The organism is Gordonia sp. NPDC003424, assembly GCF_053588655.1.
The window spans coordinates 20,411-37,583 of sequence record NZ_JBSFQJ010000016.1 but is presented as its reverse complement, the minus strand read 5'-3'; the positions used below and the strand labels follow the sequence as shown (position 1 = coordinate 37,583).

Below are 17,173 nucleotides of genomic sequence, written 5' to 3'. Positions count from 1 at the left end.
CCTGGTCACCGACCATACTGCCCGGACTCCGCATTCTCCGCCACCTCGAGAAAGCGATTGCTCGGGGTGTCGCCGTCCGGGGTCGGGACATACGGGTCGTCGAGATCGACGAGCGCCCGCGCGGCTGCCGCGACGGCCTCGGCCGGCGCCACCGACCACCAGTGCCTGCTCAGCACCTCCACTTCGACCAGACCGCGATAGCCCGCGCCCCGGCAGTCCGCGAGGAACCGCCCCATGTCGATGACACCCTCCCCGGGCATCCCGCGACTTTCGAGTTCGTCGTGGATGGGCATCATCCAGTCGGCCAGTTGGACCGAGCGGATCAGGTCACCGGCGTCGGTGATGCGGTCGCCGAGTTCGTCCTCCCACCAGAGATGGTAGGAGTCGACGGCCAGGCCGAGGCGTGGACTCCCGATCGCGCGAACCAGCGCCAGCGCCTCGCGCAACGAGGTGATCGCGGATCGGCTCGCGGCCATCATCGGATGAAACGGCTCCACGGCGAGGTCCACGCCCGCTGCGGCCGCATGGGGCACCAGCGCCTCGATCCCGTCGCGGATCTCGGCGCGCGCCGCGCCGGGATCGCCGTCGTAGGGCGGGCCACACACCAGGACCAGGCACTCCGCGCGCAGGGCGTATGCCTGGTCGATGGCACGCAGGTTGTCCTCGAAGCGCGCTTGCCGGAGCTGCGCCGTCGGTTGGGGGAACATGCCACCCCGGCAGACGCTGCTCACCCGCAGTCCCGACGAGGCGACCCGTCGGGCGTCCAACGGCTGGTCGGCATCGCGGAGAACGTCGCGCCACAGGCCGACGCCACCGAAACCGTGGTCGACCGCGAGGTCGAGCACGGTGGTCAGCGAGGCGCCGCGGATGGTCGCGGAGTTCAGGCTGCACTCGGACAGGCGCATCGGTCAGCCGATCCCGTGGACCGCGAAGTATGCGCGTGCACGGCGTGCGGTGCGTTCGGGATCGGTGAACAGGCCGATCCGGTCGGACTCGCGCAACAGGTCGGCGAGGTGGACCAGGGTTCGGCCCGTCTCGAAGCCGCCGATCATCCGGAAGTGGTCCTGCTGACCGTTCAGGTATGCCAGCCACGCCACACCCACCTTGTAGAACTGGGTCGGTGAGGTGAAGATCAACCGCGACAAGGCTTCTGTCGGACCCAGGATGTCGCGGAAGCCCGCCACATCCTCCCGATCGAGACGCGCGAACGCCGCCGACGCGAAGGGGCCGAGCGCGGCGAACGCGCCGAGCAGTGCATCGCTGTTCCCGTCATCGTCGCCGACGATCATGTCGACGTAGTTGTAGTCGTCACCGGTGAACACCCGCACCCCGTCCGGAATACGATTGCGCAGACGGATCTCCTGGACCGGATCGAGCAGCGAGACCTTGATGCCCCGGACCCGCGCGGCGTGGTCGGCGATGATCGCCACCACCGTGTCCATCGCCGCCGCAGGATCGCGGTGCCCCCAGTAGCCGGCCAGCGCCGGGTCGAAAACCTCACCGAGCCAATGCAATACGACCGGGCGCGAGGCCTGCGACAGCACGGCGTCGTACACCGTCACGTAGTCGTCGGGGGTGGTGGCGACGGCGGCGAGATGCCGACTCGCCATCATCACGCACGATCCGCCGAGTGACTCGATGGCGGCCATCTGGTCGAGGTAGGCAGCGGTGATGTCCGGCAACGTCGGGGCGTCGATCTTGAGTTGGTCGGTCCCGATGCCCACGACGACCCGGCCGCCGACCTCGCCCGCCGCGCGCAGCGTGCGCGTGGCGAGTTCACGAGCGCCGGGCCAGTCGAGTCCCATGCCTCGCTGCGAGGTGTCCATGGCCTCGGCGACTCCCAGGCCCAACGACCACAGGTCCTGCCGAAGTCGGAGGGTGGCATCCCAGTCGATCTGGTCCGCGCCACCTTCGGCCGAGGCGCGGTAGGGATCAGCGACCACGTGGGCGGCCGCGAACACGTCACGTGACGTCGGAGGTGTTGTCGCGGTACTCAGTGCGGCAGGTGCGCCAAGGGTCTGCGGCGCGGTGCCACCACCGGCGAGCGGTAGGTCCAGAGTGAACATCAAATCTCCTGTAATCGCTTTCTTGCGGATTGTGGTGGCGAGCCTATACCCTGAGAACACCGAGGTAAAGGCTCTCCCCCAGAGCTATCGATTTCTGAAAACAGTTTCTCCACGGCGGCTACGTGCTCCGCCGACCGATCCGAAAAGAGGACTCCATGGCCGACTCACACAGCGGACTGGCGGGCAGAACCGCGATCGTCACCGGCGCCGCCGGCGGTATCGGATCGGCGATCGCCGCCGCATTCGCCGGCGACGGGATGTTCGTCATCGGCCTCGACGCCGATCCCCGCGTGGACTCCGTCCTGCAGACGATGAACGGAATCGGGGTGTGCGGCGACCTCACCGACCCGGCGGTGAGCCAATCGGCGATCGACGAGGCAATCGGCCGCACGGGTCGACTCGACGTCGTCGTCAACGCCGCCGGCATCCAGAAGCGGACCGACGCGATCGACATCTCCGACGACGACTTCGACCAGCTGGTGGCAGTGAATGTGTCGGCCGCATTCCGGCTGGTCCGTCAGGCGACCAAGGCGCTGTCCGAGTCGAAGGGCAGCGTGGTGAACATCGCGTCGTTGTCCGCCGATCGGGCCGTTCCCGGCATCGTGCCGTATGGCGCGACAAAGGCCGCGCTGACCCAGCTGAGCAAGGGCCTCGCCGTCGAACTCGGGCAGTACGGCATTCGCGTCAACGCAGTCGCGCCCGGCTACATCGAGACCCCGATGACCGCCGACGTGCTCGGCCGAGCGGAGTTCCGCGCGGCGAAGCTGGCCCGAATCCCCTTGCAGCGCTTCGCCGACGGCGACGATGTGGCCGATGTGGTGACCTTCCTGGTCTCCGACGCCGCGCGGTATGTCACCGGCGTCGTCCTGCCGGTCGACGGCGGCTACTCGATCACATGACCACCGTGAGAGAGCCGGCACCCGTCGCCGACCATCGCCCCGCCACCATCGTCATCGCTCCCGACTCGTTCAAGGGCAGCGCCGGAGCCGATGAGATCGCCCACGCGATCGCCAAGGGCTGGCGCGAGGCGCGGCCGTCCGATCACCTCACCGTCCTCGCTCAGGCGGACGGCGGTGAGGGCACTCTCGACGCGATCGCCGCGGCCGATCCCCGGGCGCGCAAGCACGTCGTCGGCCGGCCGGTGTGCGGCCCCGACCGGCAACCCGTCGCGGCCCGATGGGTCGAACTCCCGGGTGCGGTGGGTGTCGTCGAACTCGCCGAATCGAGCGGCCTGCCGCTGATGGCCGAGCTCGCACCGACGCGCGCGACGTCACGGGGACTCGGGCAGGTCATCCGGTCGGCCATCGATCACGGTTGCCGGCGCCTGGTCGTGGGTCTCGGCGGATCGGCGTCGACCGACGCCGGGATCGGCGTGCTCCTCGAACTCGGGCTCCGCCTCTGCGACGCGAGCGGACATCGGCTCGACATCGCCGACAGCCTCGATCTCGGGCGCATCGCCGAGATCGACACCTCCGGGCTGATCTCACCGCCCGACGGCGGTGTCGAGGTGCTGACCGACACATGGGCACCCCTGTGCGGTCGCACCGGTGCCGCGCACACGTTCGGAGCACAGAAGGGCGCCGATTCCGCGATGGGCCGCGATCTCGACGGTGCGCTCGCACACTTCGCCGATCTGGCCGAACCGGTCTTCGCCATCGACCGCTCCGAGCCCGGCGCCGGGGCTGCGGGCGGTGTCGGTTTCGGACTTCGCGCGTGGGGCGCGACGCTGCATCCCGGCGCCGAACGGATCGCCGAACTGACCGGCCTGGGCGCCGCTGTGGACACATCCGACCTGGTCATCACCGGCGAGGGTCGATTCGACTCGACCTCGCTGACCGGCAAGCTGGTCGGCACCGTCCTCGACCGATGCCGATCCGCCGGGGTGCGCACCCTGGTGGTGGCCGGCGACCTCGCCGCTCCTGCCCCGGATCTGGCGGTTTCGCTGTCGGAGGTCGCCGGATCGGCCGAGCGGGCCATCGCTGCGCCACTGCATTTCGCGCGCATCGCCGCGCGGGAGGCAGCGGTGCGACTATCCGCCGAGGAAGCGCTTTCCTCCCTCGACTCCGAGCAACGTACACACCCGAGCGGCCAGGAGCGGTCATGACCGAATCACCACAACTCACCCACACCGGCGGCGGACTGCACACGGGCGATACCGCGACGTTCACCAAGACCGTCGGGGAATACGACGTCTACGGATTCGCCGGCATCACCGGCGACTTCGCCCCCAACCACATCGACCGGTCCTACATGGAGGCCGGTTCGTACGGGGAGCGCATCGCACACGGCGTGCTGATCCTCGGGCTGTCGTCGACCGCCTCCACCGCGATCGCCGCCCGGGCGGGTCGCCGCGCGGTCTCCTACGGGTACGACCGCGTGCGCTTCGTGGCGCCGGTCTTCATCGGCGATACCGTCACCATCACCTACACGGTCGACACCATCGACGAGACCACCGACAAGTCGTACTCGTCCGTCGTCGCCACGAACCAACGCGGCGAGACCTGCATGGTCGCCACCCATGTCATGAAGTTCCTGCCCGACGGCCCGTGATCCGTCGACCACATCACCCGTCCATCCACTCACGATCACCACGCACTGCCCAGGAGTCCCAGCAATGCACAATCCCCGCATCCTCACCGCCCGTCAGGCCGCCGACCTCATCCACGACGGCGACACCGTCACGGTCAGTTCCTCGTCCGGGCTCGGCTGCCCGGACGCGGTCCTCGCCGGCATCGGTGAGCGCTACCGGGAGACCCGTTCACCGCGAGATCTGACGAGCATCCACTCCATCGCATCCGGCGACATGTGGGGGATCAAGGGCGTCGATCACCTCGCCCAGCCCGGGCTGTTGTCCCGGGTGATCGCCGGGTCGTATCCGTCGGGACCGTCGTCGGCGGAGCCCCCGGCCATCTGGAAGATGATCGAGAACAACGAGGTCGAGGCCTACAACTTCCCCGCCGGGGTGATGTTCCAGATACATCGGGCGGCCGGGGCGAAACAGCCCGGCGTGCTGTCGAAAGTCGGCTTGAAGACGTTCGTGGACCCGCGAGTGGGTGCCGGCCGGATGAACACCGTGACCCCCGACGCCTTCGTCCGAGTTCAACAGATCGACGACGAGGAGTTTCTCCTCTACGAGGCCATCGTGCCGGATGTGGCGATCATCCGGGCGACGACCGCCGACACGAACGGCAACCTGACGTTCGAAGAGGAAGCCTCACCGTTGGGGGCGCTCGATCTGGCATACGCAGCCCACAACAACGGCGGGATCGTCATCGCGCAGGTCAAGTATCTGGCCGAGGGCGGCAGCCTCAATCCCCAGATGGTCCGCGTGCCCGGCATTCTCGTCGATGCGGTCGTGCTCGCGCCCGACCAGTTGCAGACCACGCAGACCGAATACGATCCGGCGATCTCCGGCGAACTCCGCCGCCCGTTGAGCACGCTGGAGCCGATCCCTTTCTCCTTGGAGAAGATCATGGCCCGCCGCGCCGCGAGTGAACTCCGATCCGGCGAGACGGCCAACATCGGGTTCGGTGTCTCGGCGCTCGTGCCGCACGTGCTCGTCGAGGAAGGTCTGCCCAAGGCCGTCTCGTGGGTGATCGAGCAGGGTGCGGTCGGCGGTGTTCCATTGCTGGACTTCGTGTTCGGGGTGTCGCAGAACCCCGATGCGATCATGCAGAGCGCCGACCAGTTCACCCTGCTGCAAGGCGGCGGATTCGAACACTCGCTGCTGTCGTTCCTCGAGATCGACCAGCACGGCAACGTCAACGTGCACAGCCTGCCCAAGCGGCGGCACGTGACCGCCGGACTCGGAGGCTTCGTCGACATCACGTCCGGCGCGCCGGCGATCGTGTTCGTCGGCTCGTTCACGGCCGGACGGCGCGACATCGTCGTCGACGACGGTGCGTTGCAGATCCGCTCCGACGGCGCACACACCAAGCTGGTGGCCGAGGTCGACTCGCCGACCTTCTCGGGCAAACGCGCGCTGGAGACCGGTCAGCGAGTCATCTACGTGACGGAACGGTGCGTCCTCGAACTGCGCCCCGAGGGGCTCACCGTCATCGAGATCGCCCCGGGGGTCGACCTGCAGCGAAACATCCTCGACCGATCCGAGTTCGGACTGCATGTGGCCCCGGATCTGCGGACCATGGACGAGGCGCTTTTCGCGCCGGACCCGGTCGGGCTGTCCCTCGAGCCCATGCCCGAGCACCCGCGCATCGCGGCTATCTGACGCGCACCAAACGTAACGCGCCCTGCGGCACTTCGGGTCGTAGTTCTGTCACGTTGGGCGGGATGGGTTACGTCAGTTGACTTTCGCTCGGCGCCCCAATCGGCTTCCCCTTGCGCAGCGGGAGTTCCTTCCACGTCAGCGTGCCGACGATCGCGAGCAGCGACATGATCGACACGGCCAGGAACACCCGGTCCATCGAATCGGCGAACCCTTCCTCGATCGGCGACGCCAATTCCGGCGGGAGCTTCTCGATGACCGACGTATCGCTCATCACGCTGTCCGACGACGAGGTCGATTCACCCGGATTCTGCGCCGCGGACATCAACGACTTGGCGAAGCCGCTCACCTGCGGGTCCTCGCTCTGCGCTGCCTGCGCGACGGCAGCCCGGTACTCGGGTTGGGCCGCGGCCGCGGTCATCTCGTCCTTGATGTTCGGGCCCATGAGGGAGAACAGCATCGAGAAGAACACCGCCACACCCAGCGTGCCGCCGATCTGACGGAAGAACGTTGCGGTACCCGTCGACAGACCCATGTCCTTGGGCGGCAGGATGTTCTGCATCGCGAGCATCATCGGCTGCATCATGTTGCCCAGACCGAAGCCCAGGATCAGTGCGAATGCCATGACCAGCCACACCGGCGTCGAGGTGCCGACGGTGTGCAGCAGGAACGTGCCGACGGTGATCAGGATCGAACCGATGATCGTGAAGACCTTGTAGCGTCCGGTCTTCGAGATCAGCTGGCCCGACGCGATCGAACCCGCCATCAGGCCGATCACCATCGGCAGCATCTGCAGGCCGGCGACCATCGGGCTCGATCCGCGCAGCACCTGGTAGTACTGCGGCAGCATCGAGATGCCGCCGAACATCACCGCACCGACGATGATCGAGATCAGGATGCCCTGCGAGAACACCCAGTTCTTAAACAGGCGCAACGGGATCAGGGCGTCGTCGCCCATCTTGTGCTCGATCCAGACAAACGACGCGATGCCGATCACGCCGATGGCGTAGCAGAGCATCGAGGTCCCCGACGTCCAGCCCCAAACGCGCCCCTGCTCGGCGACGATCAGCAACGGTGCGACGGCAACCGCCAGCGCGGTGGCGCCCCAGTAGTCGGTGCGCCCGCCGGTGCCCTTCTGCTGGTCGTAGTTGAGCACCTTGTAGACCACCGCGAGTGCCACGATGCCGATCGGTACGTTCACCAGGAACACCCAGCGCCAGCCGGCGATGAACAGGATCGACGCCTGGCCGGCGAACAGGCCGCCGAGCACCGGGCCGAGGACGCTGGAGGTACCGAACACGGCCAGGAAGTAGCCCTGGTATTTTGCCCGTTCGCGTGGCGGCACGATGTCGCCGATGGTGGTGAGGGCCAGCGTGAACAGACCGCCGGCACCGAGACCCTGGAAGGCCCGGAATGCGGCGAGCTCGTACATCGAGGTGGCCATGCTGCACAGGAGGGAGCCGACGATGAAGATCGAGATGGCCAGCAGGAAGAACGGTTTGCGGCCGTAGAGGTCGGAGAGTTTGCCGTACAGGGGGGTCACGATGGTCGAGGTGACCAGGTAGGCGGTGGTCACCCACGCCTGCATGTCGTAGCCCTTGAGGTCGTCGGCGATGGTGCGGATGGCCGTCGACACGATCGTCTGGTCGAGGGCTGCGAGGAACATGCCCATCATGAGGCCGGCGAGGATCGTCAGGATCTGACGATGCGTCAGTCCGGCTCCGGCGACCTCGTCGTGGGTCACCGCGTGCGCGGCGGCCGATGACTCTGTCATTGCTGTCCTTTCACAAAATCTGTGGGCGATGCCGGGGGCTTGGCACAGTGCGGTGCCATCACGGTTTCCGCGGCGTCGACGAAACGGCCGAGGAGTCGCACCAGCGTGTGCAGCTCGTCGTCGGTCCAGTCGGCCATCGCCGTGCCCATGGCCGTGCGGCGTGCGGTACGCATCGCCTCGACCTTCGCCCGACCGACGTCGGTGACCACGAGCAGCGTGGCCCGACCGTCGTCCGGATCGGCCTCTCGACGGACCAGTCCCAGATCGACGAGCTGGGAGACGTGCCGGCTCACGGTCGACGGGTCGGCATTGAGACTCTCGGCCAGTTCCCGGGAACGCATCGGTTGGCGTTCGAGATGGAACAGCCCCTTGAACGCCGCGAGCTCGAACTCACCGTCGGCGGTCTTCAACGTGGTGTGTACGGCGCGGTCCCGCACGCGCATGTAGCGGGCGAGCACGTCGAACAGCTCATCGACAGCCGAATCATCGAGCATGCGCCCGCCTTCCCTTCTCCCCGAATCCTTTACGTTCTCTTTGCAATTAGTTTCAGCCCGAAACTAATTGCATCGCACAAGTATGCGCGCTGATTCGAATTGAGGCAAACCCTTACCTACGATCAACACTCGTGACACCGCAACCACCGACCTCCGGCAATCGGCCGCACTTCACGTCCATGCCCGACCTCGCCCTGCGCGACCTCGGCGGCGCGGTGATCTGGACCAACGACGATCTCTTCGCCGAGGCCCAGAACCTCATCAAGACACCGCCCGCGCAGTACCAGCCGGCGACCTTCGGCCACAAAGGCCAGATCTACGACGGCTGGGAGACGCGACGACGACGGTCGACCGGTGTCGATCAGGCGATCGTGCGCCTGGGCGCTCCGGGCGTGGTGTACGGCGTCGTCGTCGACACCTCGTGGTTCAAGGGCAACTATCCGCCGTTCATCTCGGTGGAGGCGGCCGCGGTCGAAGGCGTGGCGTCGGCGGATCAGTTGGTGAACGACACCGACTGGATGACCATCGTGGACAAGAGTCCGGTCGACGGCGACACCCGCAACCCGTTCAAGGTGGACGCCAAGAATCGATTCACGCACGTGCGGCTCACGATGTATCCCGACGGCGGCGTCGCCCGCTTCCGGGTGCACGGACGCGGCGTCCCCGACCCGCGCTTCTTCCGCTACGGCCACTTCGACCTCGCCGCGCTGGAGAACGGTGGCCTGATCACCGCGTGTTCCAACATGTTCTACAGTTCGCCGAACAACCTGCTGATGCCCGGCCGGGCCCGACACATGGGCGAGGGATGGGAGACATCGCGGCGTCGCGACGAGGGCAACGACTGGGTGCAGGTCCGCCTCGCGGGCCGGGGCCGGGTGAGTCTGGTCGAACTCGACACCAGCTGGTTCCTCGGCAACTCGCCGGGCTCCGCGACGGTCCGGGGACGCGACGGCGAGACGGGCGAATGGTTCGAGATGTTGGGGCGCACCGAGTTACAGCCCGACACCCGGCATCGGTTCGTCATCGATCTCGACCGGCCGATGACCGAGGCGCGGATGGACATCTACCCCGACGGCGGCATGGCCCGGTTCAAGCTCTACGGCACCCTCACCGACGACGCCGAAGCCGCGCTCCTCGAACAGTGGGAGCGCGGCGAGGCCTGAGGTATCGGCGCGGGCGGCTCGACCCGCCTTTCGCACACGAAACTGCCCAGGAACACACGGAAATCCGTGTGCACCTGGGCGGTTTCATGTGCTTATCCGCCGGATCGCTCGACCACGTGTCCCCCGCTCACGCGGTCAGGCGCGCCAACGCATCGACCAACCGGTCGATGTCGTCGGATCCGGTGCCGAGTCCGAAGCTGGCCCGGACGGCGCCGTCGTCGTAGCCGAGTCGACGCAGCAGTGGGTGAGCGCAGAACTTGCCGTCCCGCACACCGATTCCCGCACTCTCACTGAGGAACTCGGCGACGACGCGCGGCGCGCGGCCGGCCACCGCGAATCCGGCGATGCCGACCCGGTCGGTGGAGTCGACGAAGACCTGCAGCGTGTCGACCCCGTCGATCCGGGCCAGACCGTCGTCGAGGCGGGCCCGCAGACGTTCTTCGTGATCGCCGATCGATTCGAAGCCGATGTGGGAAATCGCCTGGCAGGCAGCGGCTATCGCGACCGCCCCGAGGACGTTCGGCGAGCCGGCCTCGTGGCGTGCGGCGCCGGTGTGCCAGCGGACATCCGTGCAGCCGCCGGTGACGCCCACGTCCGCGGTCGCGCCGCCGCCGGCGAGATACGGTGCGGCAGCATCGAGCCAGTCGGCACGGCCGATCAGTACGCCCGTACCGAACGGCGCGTAGACCTTGTGCCCGGAGAACACGAGATAGTCGATACCGTGGCTGACCATCGAGATCGGCCGATGCGCGACGTACTGCGCGGCGTCGACGAGGATGCGTGCGCCGTAGCGATGCGCGAGGGAGGCGAGCTGTCCGATCGGCAGCACCTCCCCGGTGACGTTGGACGCGGCGGTCACCGCCAGCAGCGCGGCAGGCGCGGCCGCGAGTTCGCGCTCCAGCGCGACCAGGGTGTCCTCGATGGTCGACGCGGCCGGCACGATACGCGCACGGGTCGAGCCGTCGGGGCGCGGTGCGCACCACGGCAAGAGGTTCGCGTGATGCTCGATGTCGAGGACCACGACGTCCCCGTCGGTGATGTGCGCGGCAAGGTTGATCGAGTCGGTGGTGCCCCGGGTGAACACGACGGTGTCGTCGGCGCGGCCCCGGACAAACCGGCGCACCGTCTCCCGCGCCTGCTCGTAGCGGCGGGTGGTGACCTGCGACAGGTGCCCGGCCCCGCGGTGCACGCTCGCGTATCCGGTCAGCGCCTCCGTCACCGCGCCGGCGACCGCACACAGTGCCGGCGCGCTCGCCGCATAGTCGAGATTGGCATATCGAACGGGGTCACCGGCTCGGACCGGGACGTGTTCATCGGCTCCGACGACGGCGGCCAGCGGGGCGATCGTGGGCACGGCGCACCTGTCGGCACGACGGGTTGCGGGTGCTGTGAGGACAGCGGTCATGGCAGTACTCCTGTGGATTCGCGCTTGCCGTGGTCGGTCGACCGACGGCCAGGTCGTCACCCGGAGCACCCCACCGCGAAGGAGGGTTGCCGACCAGCGAGCCGGGGCTTGTCACTGGCACTCATGACCTGCACCAAGAGTGACGGACGACCACGGGAGTGTCAATTTTCACTCACGCTGCGCGAAACTCGAGTGAGGGTACCCTCAGTCTCTGGCGTACGGTTGGGGGCATGACGATGAGCGCAGCCGACGACACCGCCACCGGCGACGTCTTCGTCCTGTCCCGTCCGCACGGAACCGTGCGCGCGACCGGTACGGCAGCGACGTTCACCGACGCGACCGCCGCGGCCGCCGCGGTCCGTTCGGGGTCCGTCACGGCGATCACCGGTGCCATCGCCTTCGACAGCTCAGCACGCAGCGCGCTCGTCGCACCGGTGGCGCTGACGCACTCGCCGGCACCCGTCACCGGCGCACGCGGCCGACCGCACACGGTGACCGCGATGTCGTTCTCCCCCGAGCGCACCGAACACCGCGACCGTGTCGCCCACGCGGTCAAGGCGATCGCCGACGGTGATCTGGAAAAGGTGGTGCTGGCACGTGCCGTCGACCTCGTCGTCGAACCCGAGATCGATGTCGCCGCGGTGATCGGTGCACTCGCGCACGGCAACACCGAGCACAATGCGTTCGCCGTCGATGTCGGCGCGGCCTGGGGTGACGCTTCGTGGCTGCTCGGATCGAGCCCGGAAGTGTTGCTGCGCAAGCACGGTAGGGAGGTGACCTGCCGGCCCTACGCGGGGTCGCGGCCCCGCAGCGACGACCCGGCCGCCGATCGGGCCGCGGCCGAGACCTTGCGGACGTCGTCGAAAGATCTGGCCGAGCACGCGTTCGTGGTGGACTATCTGCGCGAACGACTTGCCCCGCTGTGCCGCGAACTCGATGCGCCGGCGACCCCGGATGTCCGTGCGACCGGTGAGATCTGGCATCTGGCCACCCCGATCCACGGTGTGCTGCGCGACGATTCGGTCACCGCCCTGGATCTCGCCCTGCTGCTCAGTCCCACCCCCGCGGTGTGCGGCACCCCGAGCGACCCTGCTGCACAGTTCATCCGCGAAACCGAAGGCGATCGCGGCCTCTATGCGGGTACGGTCGGCTGGTGCGACGACGCGGGCGACGGTGAGTGGATGGTGACCATCCGGTGTCTGCACCTGTCCGCCGATCATCGCTCACTGCGTACGTGGGCGGGCGGGGGCATTGTCGCGCAATCGGATCCGCAGACCGAGCTCGACGAGACGACGGCCAAGCTCCGCACCGTCCTCAACGCGCTGTGCATCGACCGTTGACCGGCGACGATGCCTGACGACTTCCTCATCGCCCGTAATCCCGAAGAGGGCTCGACCCTGCCGTATCTCGTCCGAATCCCGCTCGGCCCCAACGGGATCATCCTGAAGGTCCGCGACACGTGGCCACGGACCAGCAAGGTCTACTGTCACCGGGCCCAGGAGTGGCCGGACAGACCCGAGATCGTCGAGCAACACCCCGTGCGTTCGGTGTCCCGACGGGGCGCGGCCATCGATCTGGTCATCGATCGGGCGCGGGAGAACCGATCGCAGTTCGTGCTGACCCAGGCGCGGGGCCGGGAGATGATCTTCTGGCAGTCCCGGCGCACCACCAAACAGGCCCGGCCGAACGTCGCCCTGCCCACCGCGCGGGCTCACGGGCAGGTGCTCGAGATCGTCGTCGACTCCGGCGAGAAGTACGCCTACACCTTCGGCCATCAGCAGGCGACCACCACCCGCCGGCGCCTGCATGCCGGCGACTACGCGATCGTCAACGGCGACATCGTGATCGCCGCGGTCGAACGCAAGTCCGTCGACGACCTCTCGGGCGGCCTGCTGTCGGGCAAGTTCACCTACCAACTCGCCGATCTCTCCGGCCTCGAGCGTGCCGCGGTCGTCGTCGAGGCGCCGTACAGCGCCCTGTTCAAACGCGAGTATGTCGCCGGTGCGTCATTGGCCGAGTCGCTCGCCGAAGCCCAGGTCCGTTTCCCGACGGTCCCGATCGTGTTCTGCGACAACCGGAAGATGGCCGAGGAGTGGACCTACCGATGGCTCGGCGCGGCCCGCCACGAATGGCAGTTGAGCGAGCGGACCGATGTCGTGGTGCAGGACCTGGCGGGCCCGGCGGCCAGCCCCGCCGAGATCCGTGCGTGGGCACTGGCCCAGGGGCTCGACGTTCCCGCCAGGGGCCGCATCCCGGCCGCCATCCGCAACGCCTACGAGGTCCGCAACGGCTGACCCCACCGTCCGTTCAGCCGAGCGCGCGGTCCAGGTCGGCCAGCAGGTCGTCGACGCCCTCGAGGCCCACCGAGAGCCGAACGACGGAGTCGCCCAACCCGATTGCCGCGCGACCCGCCGGTCCCATGGCACGGTGTGTGGTGGTCGCCGGGTGCGTGATGAGCGACTTGGAGTCACCGAGGTTGTTGCTGATGTCGATGACCTGCAGCCCGTTGAGGACTTCGAAGGCGCGCTTCTTGCCGTCGACGCCGTCGCGATCGGCGATCTCGAAGGTGACGACCGTGCCACCGCCGGACATCTGCGCACGCGCCAACTCGTACTGCGGATGTGATTGCAGGAAGGGATATTTCACCCATCCGGTGCGGGGGTCGTCCTCCAGGAACTGTGCGATCAGCAGAGCGGAGGCGACCGATGCGTCCAGCCGCAGCCGCATCGTCTCGAGCCCCTTGACCAGCGTCCAGGCGTTGAACGGACTCAACGCCGGACCGGTGTGCCGCATCAGCGTCTGCACCGGCCCGTCGATGTACTCCTTGGTGCCGAGTACAGCACCGCCCATCACCCGGCCCTGCCCGTCGATGTGCTTGGTGCCGGAGTACACGATCACGTCGGCGCCCATGTCCAGCCCCTGCTGCAGCAACGGCGTGGCAAAGACGTTGTCCAGCACCACCTGCGCTCCCGCCGCGTGCGCCATCTCGCAGACCTTGGCGACGTCGACCAGCGTCTGCATCGGGTTCGACGGGGTCTCGAAGAACACCGCGGTCGTCGGCTCCGACAGCGCCTGCTCCCACTGATCGAGGTCCTCGCCGTCGACGAACACGGTTTCCACACCCCACCGCGGCAGGATCTCGTTGCAGACCACGAAGCAGGAGCCGAAGAGGCTGCGCGCGGCCACCAGGCGGTCGCCGGCCTTCAGCAGCGCACCGAGCGCGACGAACACTGCGGCCATGCCGCTGGCGGTGGCGAAACACGCCTCGGCGCCCTCGAGTTGCCGCAGGCGTTCCTCGAACATGTGCACGGTCGGATTTCCGTAGCGCGAGTATACGAATCGCTCGTCCTCGCCGGTGAAGGCGCGCTCGGCGGCCTCGGCCGAGTCGTAGACGTAGCCGCTGGTCAGGTACAGCGCCTCGGATGTCTCGAAGAACCCGGACCGGTCGAGGCCGGCGCGCACCGCGAGGGTGTCCGCGGAGAGCCCTTCGGGGAGTTGCTTGCTCATGACTGTCTCCAGGGAAGATTGCCTGCCCGCCACCCGACGGCGCCGCGATGGTCGTTCTCGTCGAGGGCACCCTCGAATCCGTCGAGCACGTTGTAGGACTTACGGATTCCGTCGGCGGTGGCGGCTTCCGCGGCACCGATCGACCGATGTCCCGAGCGACAGATGAAGATGACCTCGGTGTCGTCGGTGATGCCGGCGGCACGGATCTGGTCGACGAACGCGTCGTTGTGCGTACCGTCGGGGAAGGTCGTCCACTCGACGAACACGGTGTTCTTACCAATGATCTCGAGGTCGGGTACACCCACGAACGACCACTCGGCGCGCGTCCGACAGTCGACGAGCACCGTGTCCACCTCGTTCTCCAGTTTCTGCCACGCCTGCTGCGGTGTCAGATCTCCCGCGTAAGTCACGACTTGCACACCTTCCAGTTCCCGTCTTCACGCACCACGACCGTGCCGGCGACCTGCTGCTCGTCGGGTTTGCCGTCGAAGTGCCAATGTACCTGCGCCGACGCTCGATCTCCGGTCACGGTGATGTCGGTGATCTCCGGGATCACGATGTGCCCGTTCTGTTCGTTCGAGCGGCGGTTCTGCTCGACGAACTCAGACTCGGTCGGAAACGCGTCCGACGACAGTTCCGCGGCACAGGTCACCGACCGGTATGCGGCGTAGTCGGCGTTGTTGCGGGCGGTGTAGGCGTCGCTGATCGCGTGCTGGACCCGGGCGGTCTCGCTCATCCGGTCCTCCGCCGGCCGCAGCAGGTGTGAGATCCCGATCGCGGCCGCCGCGACGACGATTACGATCAACGCGAGCAGAAAGGGCCAGGCGTCCTTCCACGAGCGTTGCGCGTCGGCCGCATCGTCGTTCCGTGCCGACCCGCGGCCGCGTTGGCCTTCAGACATGGCGCGAAGTCTATCGATCGTCGGCGATGCGGCCCGGCAGGGTCCACCGGAACGGACACGAACGGGGCCGGAGGAAGCGTGAAGTGAGGCAAGCCTCACAGCCAGATTTTGGTGACGGGCACAGAACGCCTACCGTAGAAGGGATAGGGTCCGCAAATGCGGCCGCCACCAGCGACTCTCTTCGGGGAGTCTCCACGAGAGCCACGGAAAGCACCTACTCCATGAGTGACAACAGCCGCCCGTTGCGGGTTGCCATCATCGGTGCGGGTCCCGCCGGGATCTATGCCGCCGACGCGTTGATGAAGTCCGACACCGCCAAGGAGCGCGGCGTCAGCATCGACCTCTACGAGCGGATGCCCGCCCCGTTCGGCCTCATCCGGTACGGCGTCGCCCCGGACCATCCGCGGATCAAGGGCATCATCACCGCACTGCACAAGGTGCTCGACAAGCCGCAGGTCCGGTTGCTCGGCAACGTCGACTACGGCACCGACATCACGCTGGCCGAACTGCAGGATCTCTACGACGCGGTGATCTTCTCCACCGGCGCCACCGACGACCGCGCACTCGGCATCCCCGGCATCGACCTCGACGGCAGCTACGGCGCCGCCCAGTTCGTCGCCTGGTACGACGGCCACCCCGACTTCCCGCGCACCTGGCCGCTGGAGGCGGAGAAGGTCGCCGTCATCGGCGTCGGCAACGTCGCCCTCGACGTGGCACGCGTGCTCGCCAAGACCGGCGACGAACTGCTGCCGACCGAGATCCCGGCCAACGTCTACGACGGCCTCAAGGCCAACAAGGCGATCGAGGTCCACGTCTTCGGCCGTCGCGGCCCGGCGCAGGCGAAGTTCACCCCGCTCGAACTCAAGGAACTCGATCACTCGCCGAACATCGAGGTCATCGTCAACCCCGAGGACATCGAGTACGACGAGGGCTCCACGGTCGCGCGCCGCAGTTCCAAGATCACCGACCAGGTCGCCACGATCATCGAGAACTACGCGATCCGCGAACCCAAGCAGGGCGCGATCCACAAACTGTTCCTGCACTTCTTCGAGAACCCCACCGAGATCCTCGGCGAGAACGGCAAGGTCGTCGGGCTGCGCACCGAGCGCACCGAACTCGACGGCACCGGCAACGTCAAGGCCACCGGGAGAACCACCGACTGGGAGATCGGTGCGGTCTACCGCGCGGTCGGCTACCTGTCGGACAACCTGCCGCAGATCCCGTTCGACCAGCAGGCCGGTGTGATCCCGAACGAGGCCGGCCGGGTGTTCGACGAGGGCCACCAACTCACCGGCATGTACACCACCGGCTGGGTCAAGCGCGGACCGGTCGGCCTGATCGGCCACACCAAGGGCGACGCCAACGAGACCGTCGACTGCATCCTCGAGGACATGGCCAACGGCGCCCTGCTCGACCCGGCGACGCCGAACGAGGACGCCGTCATCGAGCTGCTGGAGTCCAAGAGCATCCCGTTCACCACGTGGGACGGCTGGTATCGCCTCGACGAGCACGAGCGCCAGCTCGGCGCGGCCGAGGGACGCGAACGCATCAAGGTCGTCGAGCGTGAAGACATGCTCGCGGCGAGTGAGCCGCACAAGGTCCAGGGCGCGTAGCGCCCACCGAACCCGACGTCCGTAC

At 67.6% G+C, this 17,173-nt stretch carries 16 protein-coding genes and 1 riboswitch; of the genes, 8 read left to right on the top strand and 8 right to left on the bottom strand.

Going from position 1 to position 17,173, the window contains the following annotated elements; all coding sequences use genetic code 11:
* Positions 1–5: 5 nt before the first annotated feature.
* Together ACWDTI_RS20390 and ACWDTI_RS20385 are read right to left on the bottom strand one after the other, a co-directional pair.
* A complete protein-coding gene (locus ACWDTI_RS20390; RefSeq protein ID WP_449739942.1) occupies positions 6–905 on the bottom strand; it encodes a sugar phosphate isomerase/epimerase family protein in 900 nt (299 codons plus the stop codon).
* Positions 906–908: 3 nt separating this feature from the next.
* Positions 909–2,066, bottom strand: a complete 1,158-nt coding sequence (locus ACWDTI_RS20385; protein ID WP_449739941.1) for a dihydrodipicolinate synthase family protein — start codon at positions 2,064–2,066, stop codon at positions 909–911.
* Positions 2,067–2,221: 155 nt separating this feature from the next.
* On the opposite strand from ACWDTI_RS20385, the gene ACWDTI_RS20380 reads away from it, so the two are divergent.
* The 4 genes from ACWDTI_RS20380 to ACWDTI_RS20365 all read left to right on the top strand — a co-directional run bounded on the left by ACWDTI_RS20380 (position 2,222) and on the right by ACWDTI_RS20365 (position 6,294).
* Positions 2,222–2,965, top strand: coding sequence for an SDR family NAD(P)-dependent oxidoreductase (locus tag ACWDTI_RS20380; protein ID WP_449739940.1), 744 nt, complete (start codon positions 2,222–2,224; stop codon positions 2,963–2,965).
* Positions 2,962–4,170 carry a glycerate kinase gene (locus ACWDTI_RS20375; RefSeq protein ID WP_449739939.1) on the top strand — a complete coding sequence of 403 codons (1,209 nt, stop codon included), beginning with the start codon at positions 2,962–2,964 and terminating at the stop codon, positions 4,168–4,170. Before ACWDTI_RS20380 ends, ACWDTI_RS20375 begins: the two co-directional genes overlap by 4 nt.
* Complete coding sequence (locus tag ACWDTI_RS20370) at positions 4,167–4,616, top strand: MaoC family dehydratase (protein WP_449739938.1); 450 nt, start codon at positions 4,167–4,169, stop codon at positions 4,614–4,616. The genes ACWDTI_RS20375 and ACWDTI_RS20370 overlap by 4 nt, the downstream gene beginning before the upstream one ends.
* A 64-nt stretch (positions 4,617–4,680) precedes the next feature.
* The gene (locus ACWDTI_RS20365; protein ID WP_449739937.1) at positions 4,681–6,294 is read left to right on the top strand and encodes an acyl CoA:acetate/3-ketoacid CoA transferase; all 1,614 of its coding nucleotides are present in this window, start codon (positions 4,681–4,683) and stop codon (positions 6,292–6,294) included.
* Between the two features lie 67 nt (positions 6,295–6,361).
* On the opposite strand, the gene ACWDTI_RS20360 is transcribed toward ACWDTI_RS20365, so the two are convergent.
* Together ACWDTI_RS20360 and ACWDTI_RS20355 are read right to left on the bottom strand one after the other, a co-directional pair.
* On the bottom strand, positions 6,362–8,065 hold the full coding sequence (locus ACWDTI_RS20360) for an MDR family MFS transporter (RefSeq protein ID WP_449739936.1): 1,704 nt from the start codon (positions 8,063–8,065) through the stop codon (positions 6,362–6,364).
* Complete coding sequence (locus ACWDTI_RS20355; protein WP_449739935.1) at positions 8,062–8,559, bottom strand: MarR family winged helix-turn-helix transcriptional regulator; 498 nt, start codon at positions 8,557–8,559, stop codon at positions 8,062–8,064. Before ACWDTI_RS20355 ends, ACWDTI_RS20360 begins: the two co-directional genes overlap by 4 nt.
* A 179-nt stretch (positions 8,560–8,738) precedes the next feature.
* On the opposite strand from ACWDTI_RS20355, the gene alc reads away from it, so the two are divergent.
* On the top strand, positions 8,739–9,722 hold the full coding sequence (gene alc / locus ACWDTI_RS20350) for an allantoicase (RefSeq protein ID WP_449740034.1): 984 nt from the start codon (positions 8,739–8,741) through the stop codon (positions 9,720–9,722).
* A 127-nt stretch (positions 9,723–9,849) separates the two neighbouring features.
* Here alc and ACWDTI_RS20345 read toward each other — a convergent pair whose 3' ends face one another.
* The gene (locus tag ACWDTI_RS20345; RefSeq protein WP_449739934.1) at positions 9,850–11,127 is read right to left on the bottom strand and encodes an aminotransferase class V-fold PLP-dependent enzyme; all 1,278 of its coding nucleotides are present in this window, start codon (positions 11,125–11,127) and stop codon (positions 9,850–9,852) included.
* A 15-nt stretch (positions 11,128–11,142) separates the two neighbouring features.
* Positions 11,143–11,256: riboswitch (SAM riboswitch) on the bottom strand.
* A gap of 101 nt (positions 11,257–11,357) precedes the next feature.
* Between ACWDTI_RS20345 and ACWDTI_RS20340 the strand changes: the two genes are divergently transcribed.
* A complete protein-coding gene (locus ACWDTI_RS20340) occupies positions 11,358–12,467 on the top strand; it encodes an isochorismate synthase (RefSeq protein WP_449739933.1) in 1,110 nt (369 codons plus the stop codon).
* A gap of 9 nt (positions 12,468–12,476) precedes the next feature.
* Positions 12,477–13,421 (top strand): ERCC4 domain-containing protein, encoded by a 945-nt coding sequence (locus ACWDTI_RS20335; RefSeq protein ID WP_449739932.1) that lies wholly within the window; start codon positions 12,477–12,479, stop codon positions 13,419–13,421.
* Positions 13,422–13,434: 13 nt separating this feature from the next.
* Here ACWDTI_RS20335 and ACWDTI_RS20330 read toward each other — a convergent pair whose 3' ends face one another.
* Genes ACWDTI_RS20330 through ACWDTI_RS20320 form a run of 3 tightly spaced genes read right to left on the bottom strand, consistent with a single transcriptional unit; the run spans position 13,435 to position 15,535 of the window.
* Complete coding sequence (locus ACWDTI_RS20330) at positions 13,435–14,634, bottom strand: O-succinylhomoserine sulfhydrylase (RefSeq protein ID WP_449739931.1); 1,200 nt, start codon at positions 14,632–14,634, stop codon at positions 13,435–13,437.
* Entirely contained in the window at positions 14,631–15,044 is a 414-nt protein-coding gene (locus ACWDTI_RS20325; protein WP_449739930.1) for a rhodanese-like domain-containing protein, read from the bottom strand. Before ACWDTI_RS20325 ends, ACWDTI_RS20330 begins: the two co-directional genes overlap by 4 nt.
* The gene (locus tag ACWDTI_RS20320) at positions 15,041–15,535 is read right to left on the bottom strand and encodes an Rv0361 family membrane protein (RefSeq protein WP_449739929.1); all 495 of its coding nucleotides are present in this window, start codon (positions 15,533–15,535) and stop codon (positions 15,041–15,043) included. The genes ACWDTI_RS20325 and ACWDTI_RS20320 overlap by 4 nt, the downstream gene beginning before the upstream one ends.
* A 221-nt stretch (positions 15,536–15,756) precedes the next feature.
* On the opposite strand from ACWDTI_RS20320, the gene ACWDTI_RS20315 reads away from it, so the two are divergent.
* A complete protein-coding gene (locus ACWDTI_RS20315; protein ID WP_449739928.1) occupies positions 15,757–17,148 on the top strand; it encodes an FAD-dependent oxidoreductase in 1,392 nt (463 codons plus the stop codon).
* Positions 17,149–17,173 lie beyond the last annotated feature (25 nt).

Coding starts and splice junctions, on each gene's coding strand:
- ACWDTI_RS20390 (WP_449739942.1), bottom strand. CDS start 905: ATGCGCCTGTCCGAGTGCAGCCTGAACTCCGCGACCATCCGCGGCGCC.
- ACWDTI_RS20340 (WP_449739933.1), top strand. CDS start 11,358: ATGACGATGAGCGCAGCCGACGACACCGCCACCGGCGACGTCTTCGTC.
- alc (WP_449740034.1), top strand. CDS start 8,739: ATGCCCGACCTCGCCCTGCGCGACCTCGGCGGCGCGGTGATCTGGACC.
- ACWDTI_RS20330 (WP_449739931.1), bottom strand. CDS start 14,634: ATGAGCAAGCAACTCCCCGAAGGGCTCTCCGCGGACACCCTCGCGGTG.
- ACWDTI_RS20375 (WP_449739939.1), top strand. CDS start 2,962: ATGACCACCGTGAGAGAGCCGGCACCCGTCGCCGACCATCGCCCCGCC.
- ACWDTI_RS20320 (WP_449739929.1), bottom strand. CDS start 15,535: ATGTCTGAAGGCCAACGCGGCCGCGGGTCGGCACGGAACGACGATGCG.
- ACWDTI_RS20365 (WP_449739937.1), top strand. CDS start 4,681: ATGCACAATCCCCGCATCCTCACCGCCCGTCAGGCCGCCGACCTCATC.
- ACWDTI_RS20335 (WP_449739932.1), top strand. CDS start 12,477: ATGCCTGACGACTTCCTCATCGCCCGTAATCCCGAAGAGGGCTCGACC.
- ACWDTI_RS20380 (WP_449739940.1), top strand. CDS start 2,222: ATGGCCGACTCACACAGCGGACTGGCGGGCAGAACCGCGATCGTCACC.
- ACWDTI_RS20355 (WP_449739935.1), bottom strand. CDS start 8,559: ATGCTCGATGATTCGGCTGTCGATGAGCTGTTCGACGTGCTCGCCCGC.
- ACWDTI_RS20345 (WP_449739934.1), bottom strand. CDS start 11,127: ATGACCGCTGTCCTCACAGCACCCGCAACCCGTCGTGCCGACAGGTGC.
- ACWDTI_RS20360 (WP_449739936.1), bottom strand. CDS start 8,065: ATGACAGAGTCATCGGCCGCCGCGCACGCGGTGACCCACGACGAGGTC.
- ACWDTI_RS20385 (WP_449739941.1), bottom strand. CDS start 2,066: ATGTTCACTCTGGACCTACCGCTCGCCGGTGGTGGCACCGCGCCGCAG.
- ACWDTI_RS20370 (WP_449739938.1), top strand. CDS start 4,167: ATGACCGAATCACCACAACTCACCCACACCGGCGGCGGACTGCACACG.
- ACWDTI_RS20315 (WP_449739928.1), top strand. CDS start 15,757: ATGAGTGACAACAGCCGCCCGTTGCGGGTTGCCATCATCGGTGCGGGT.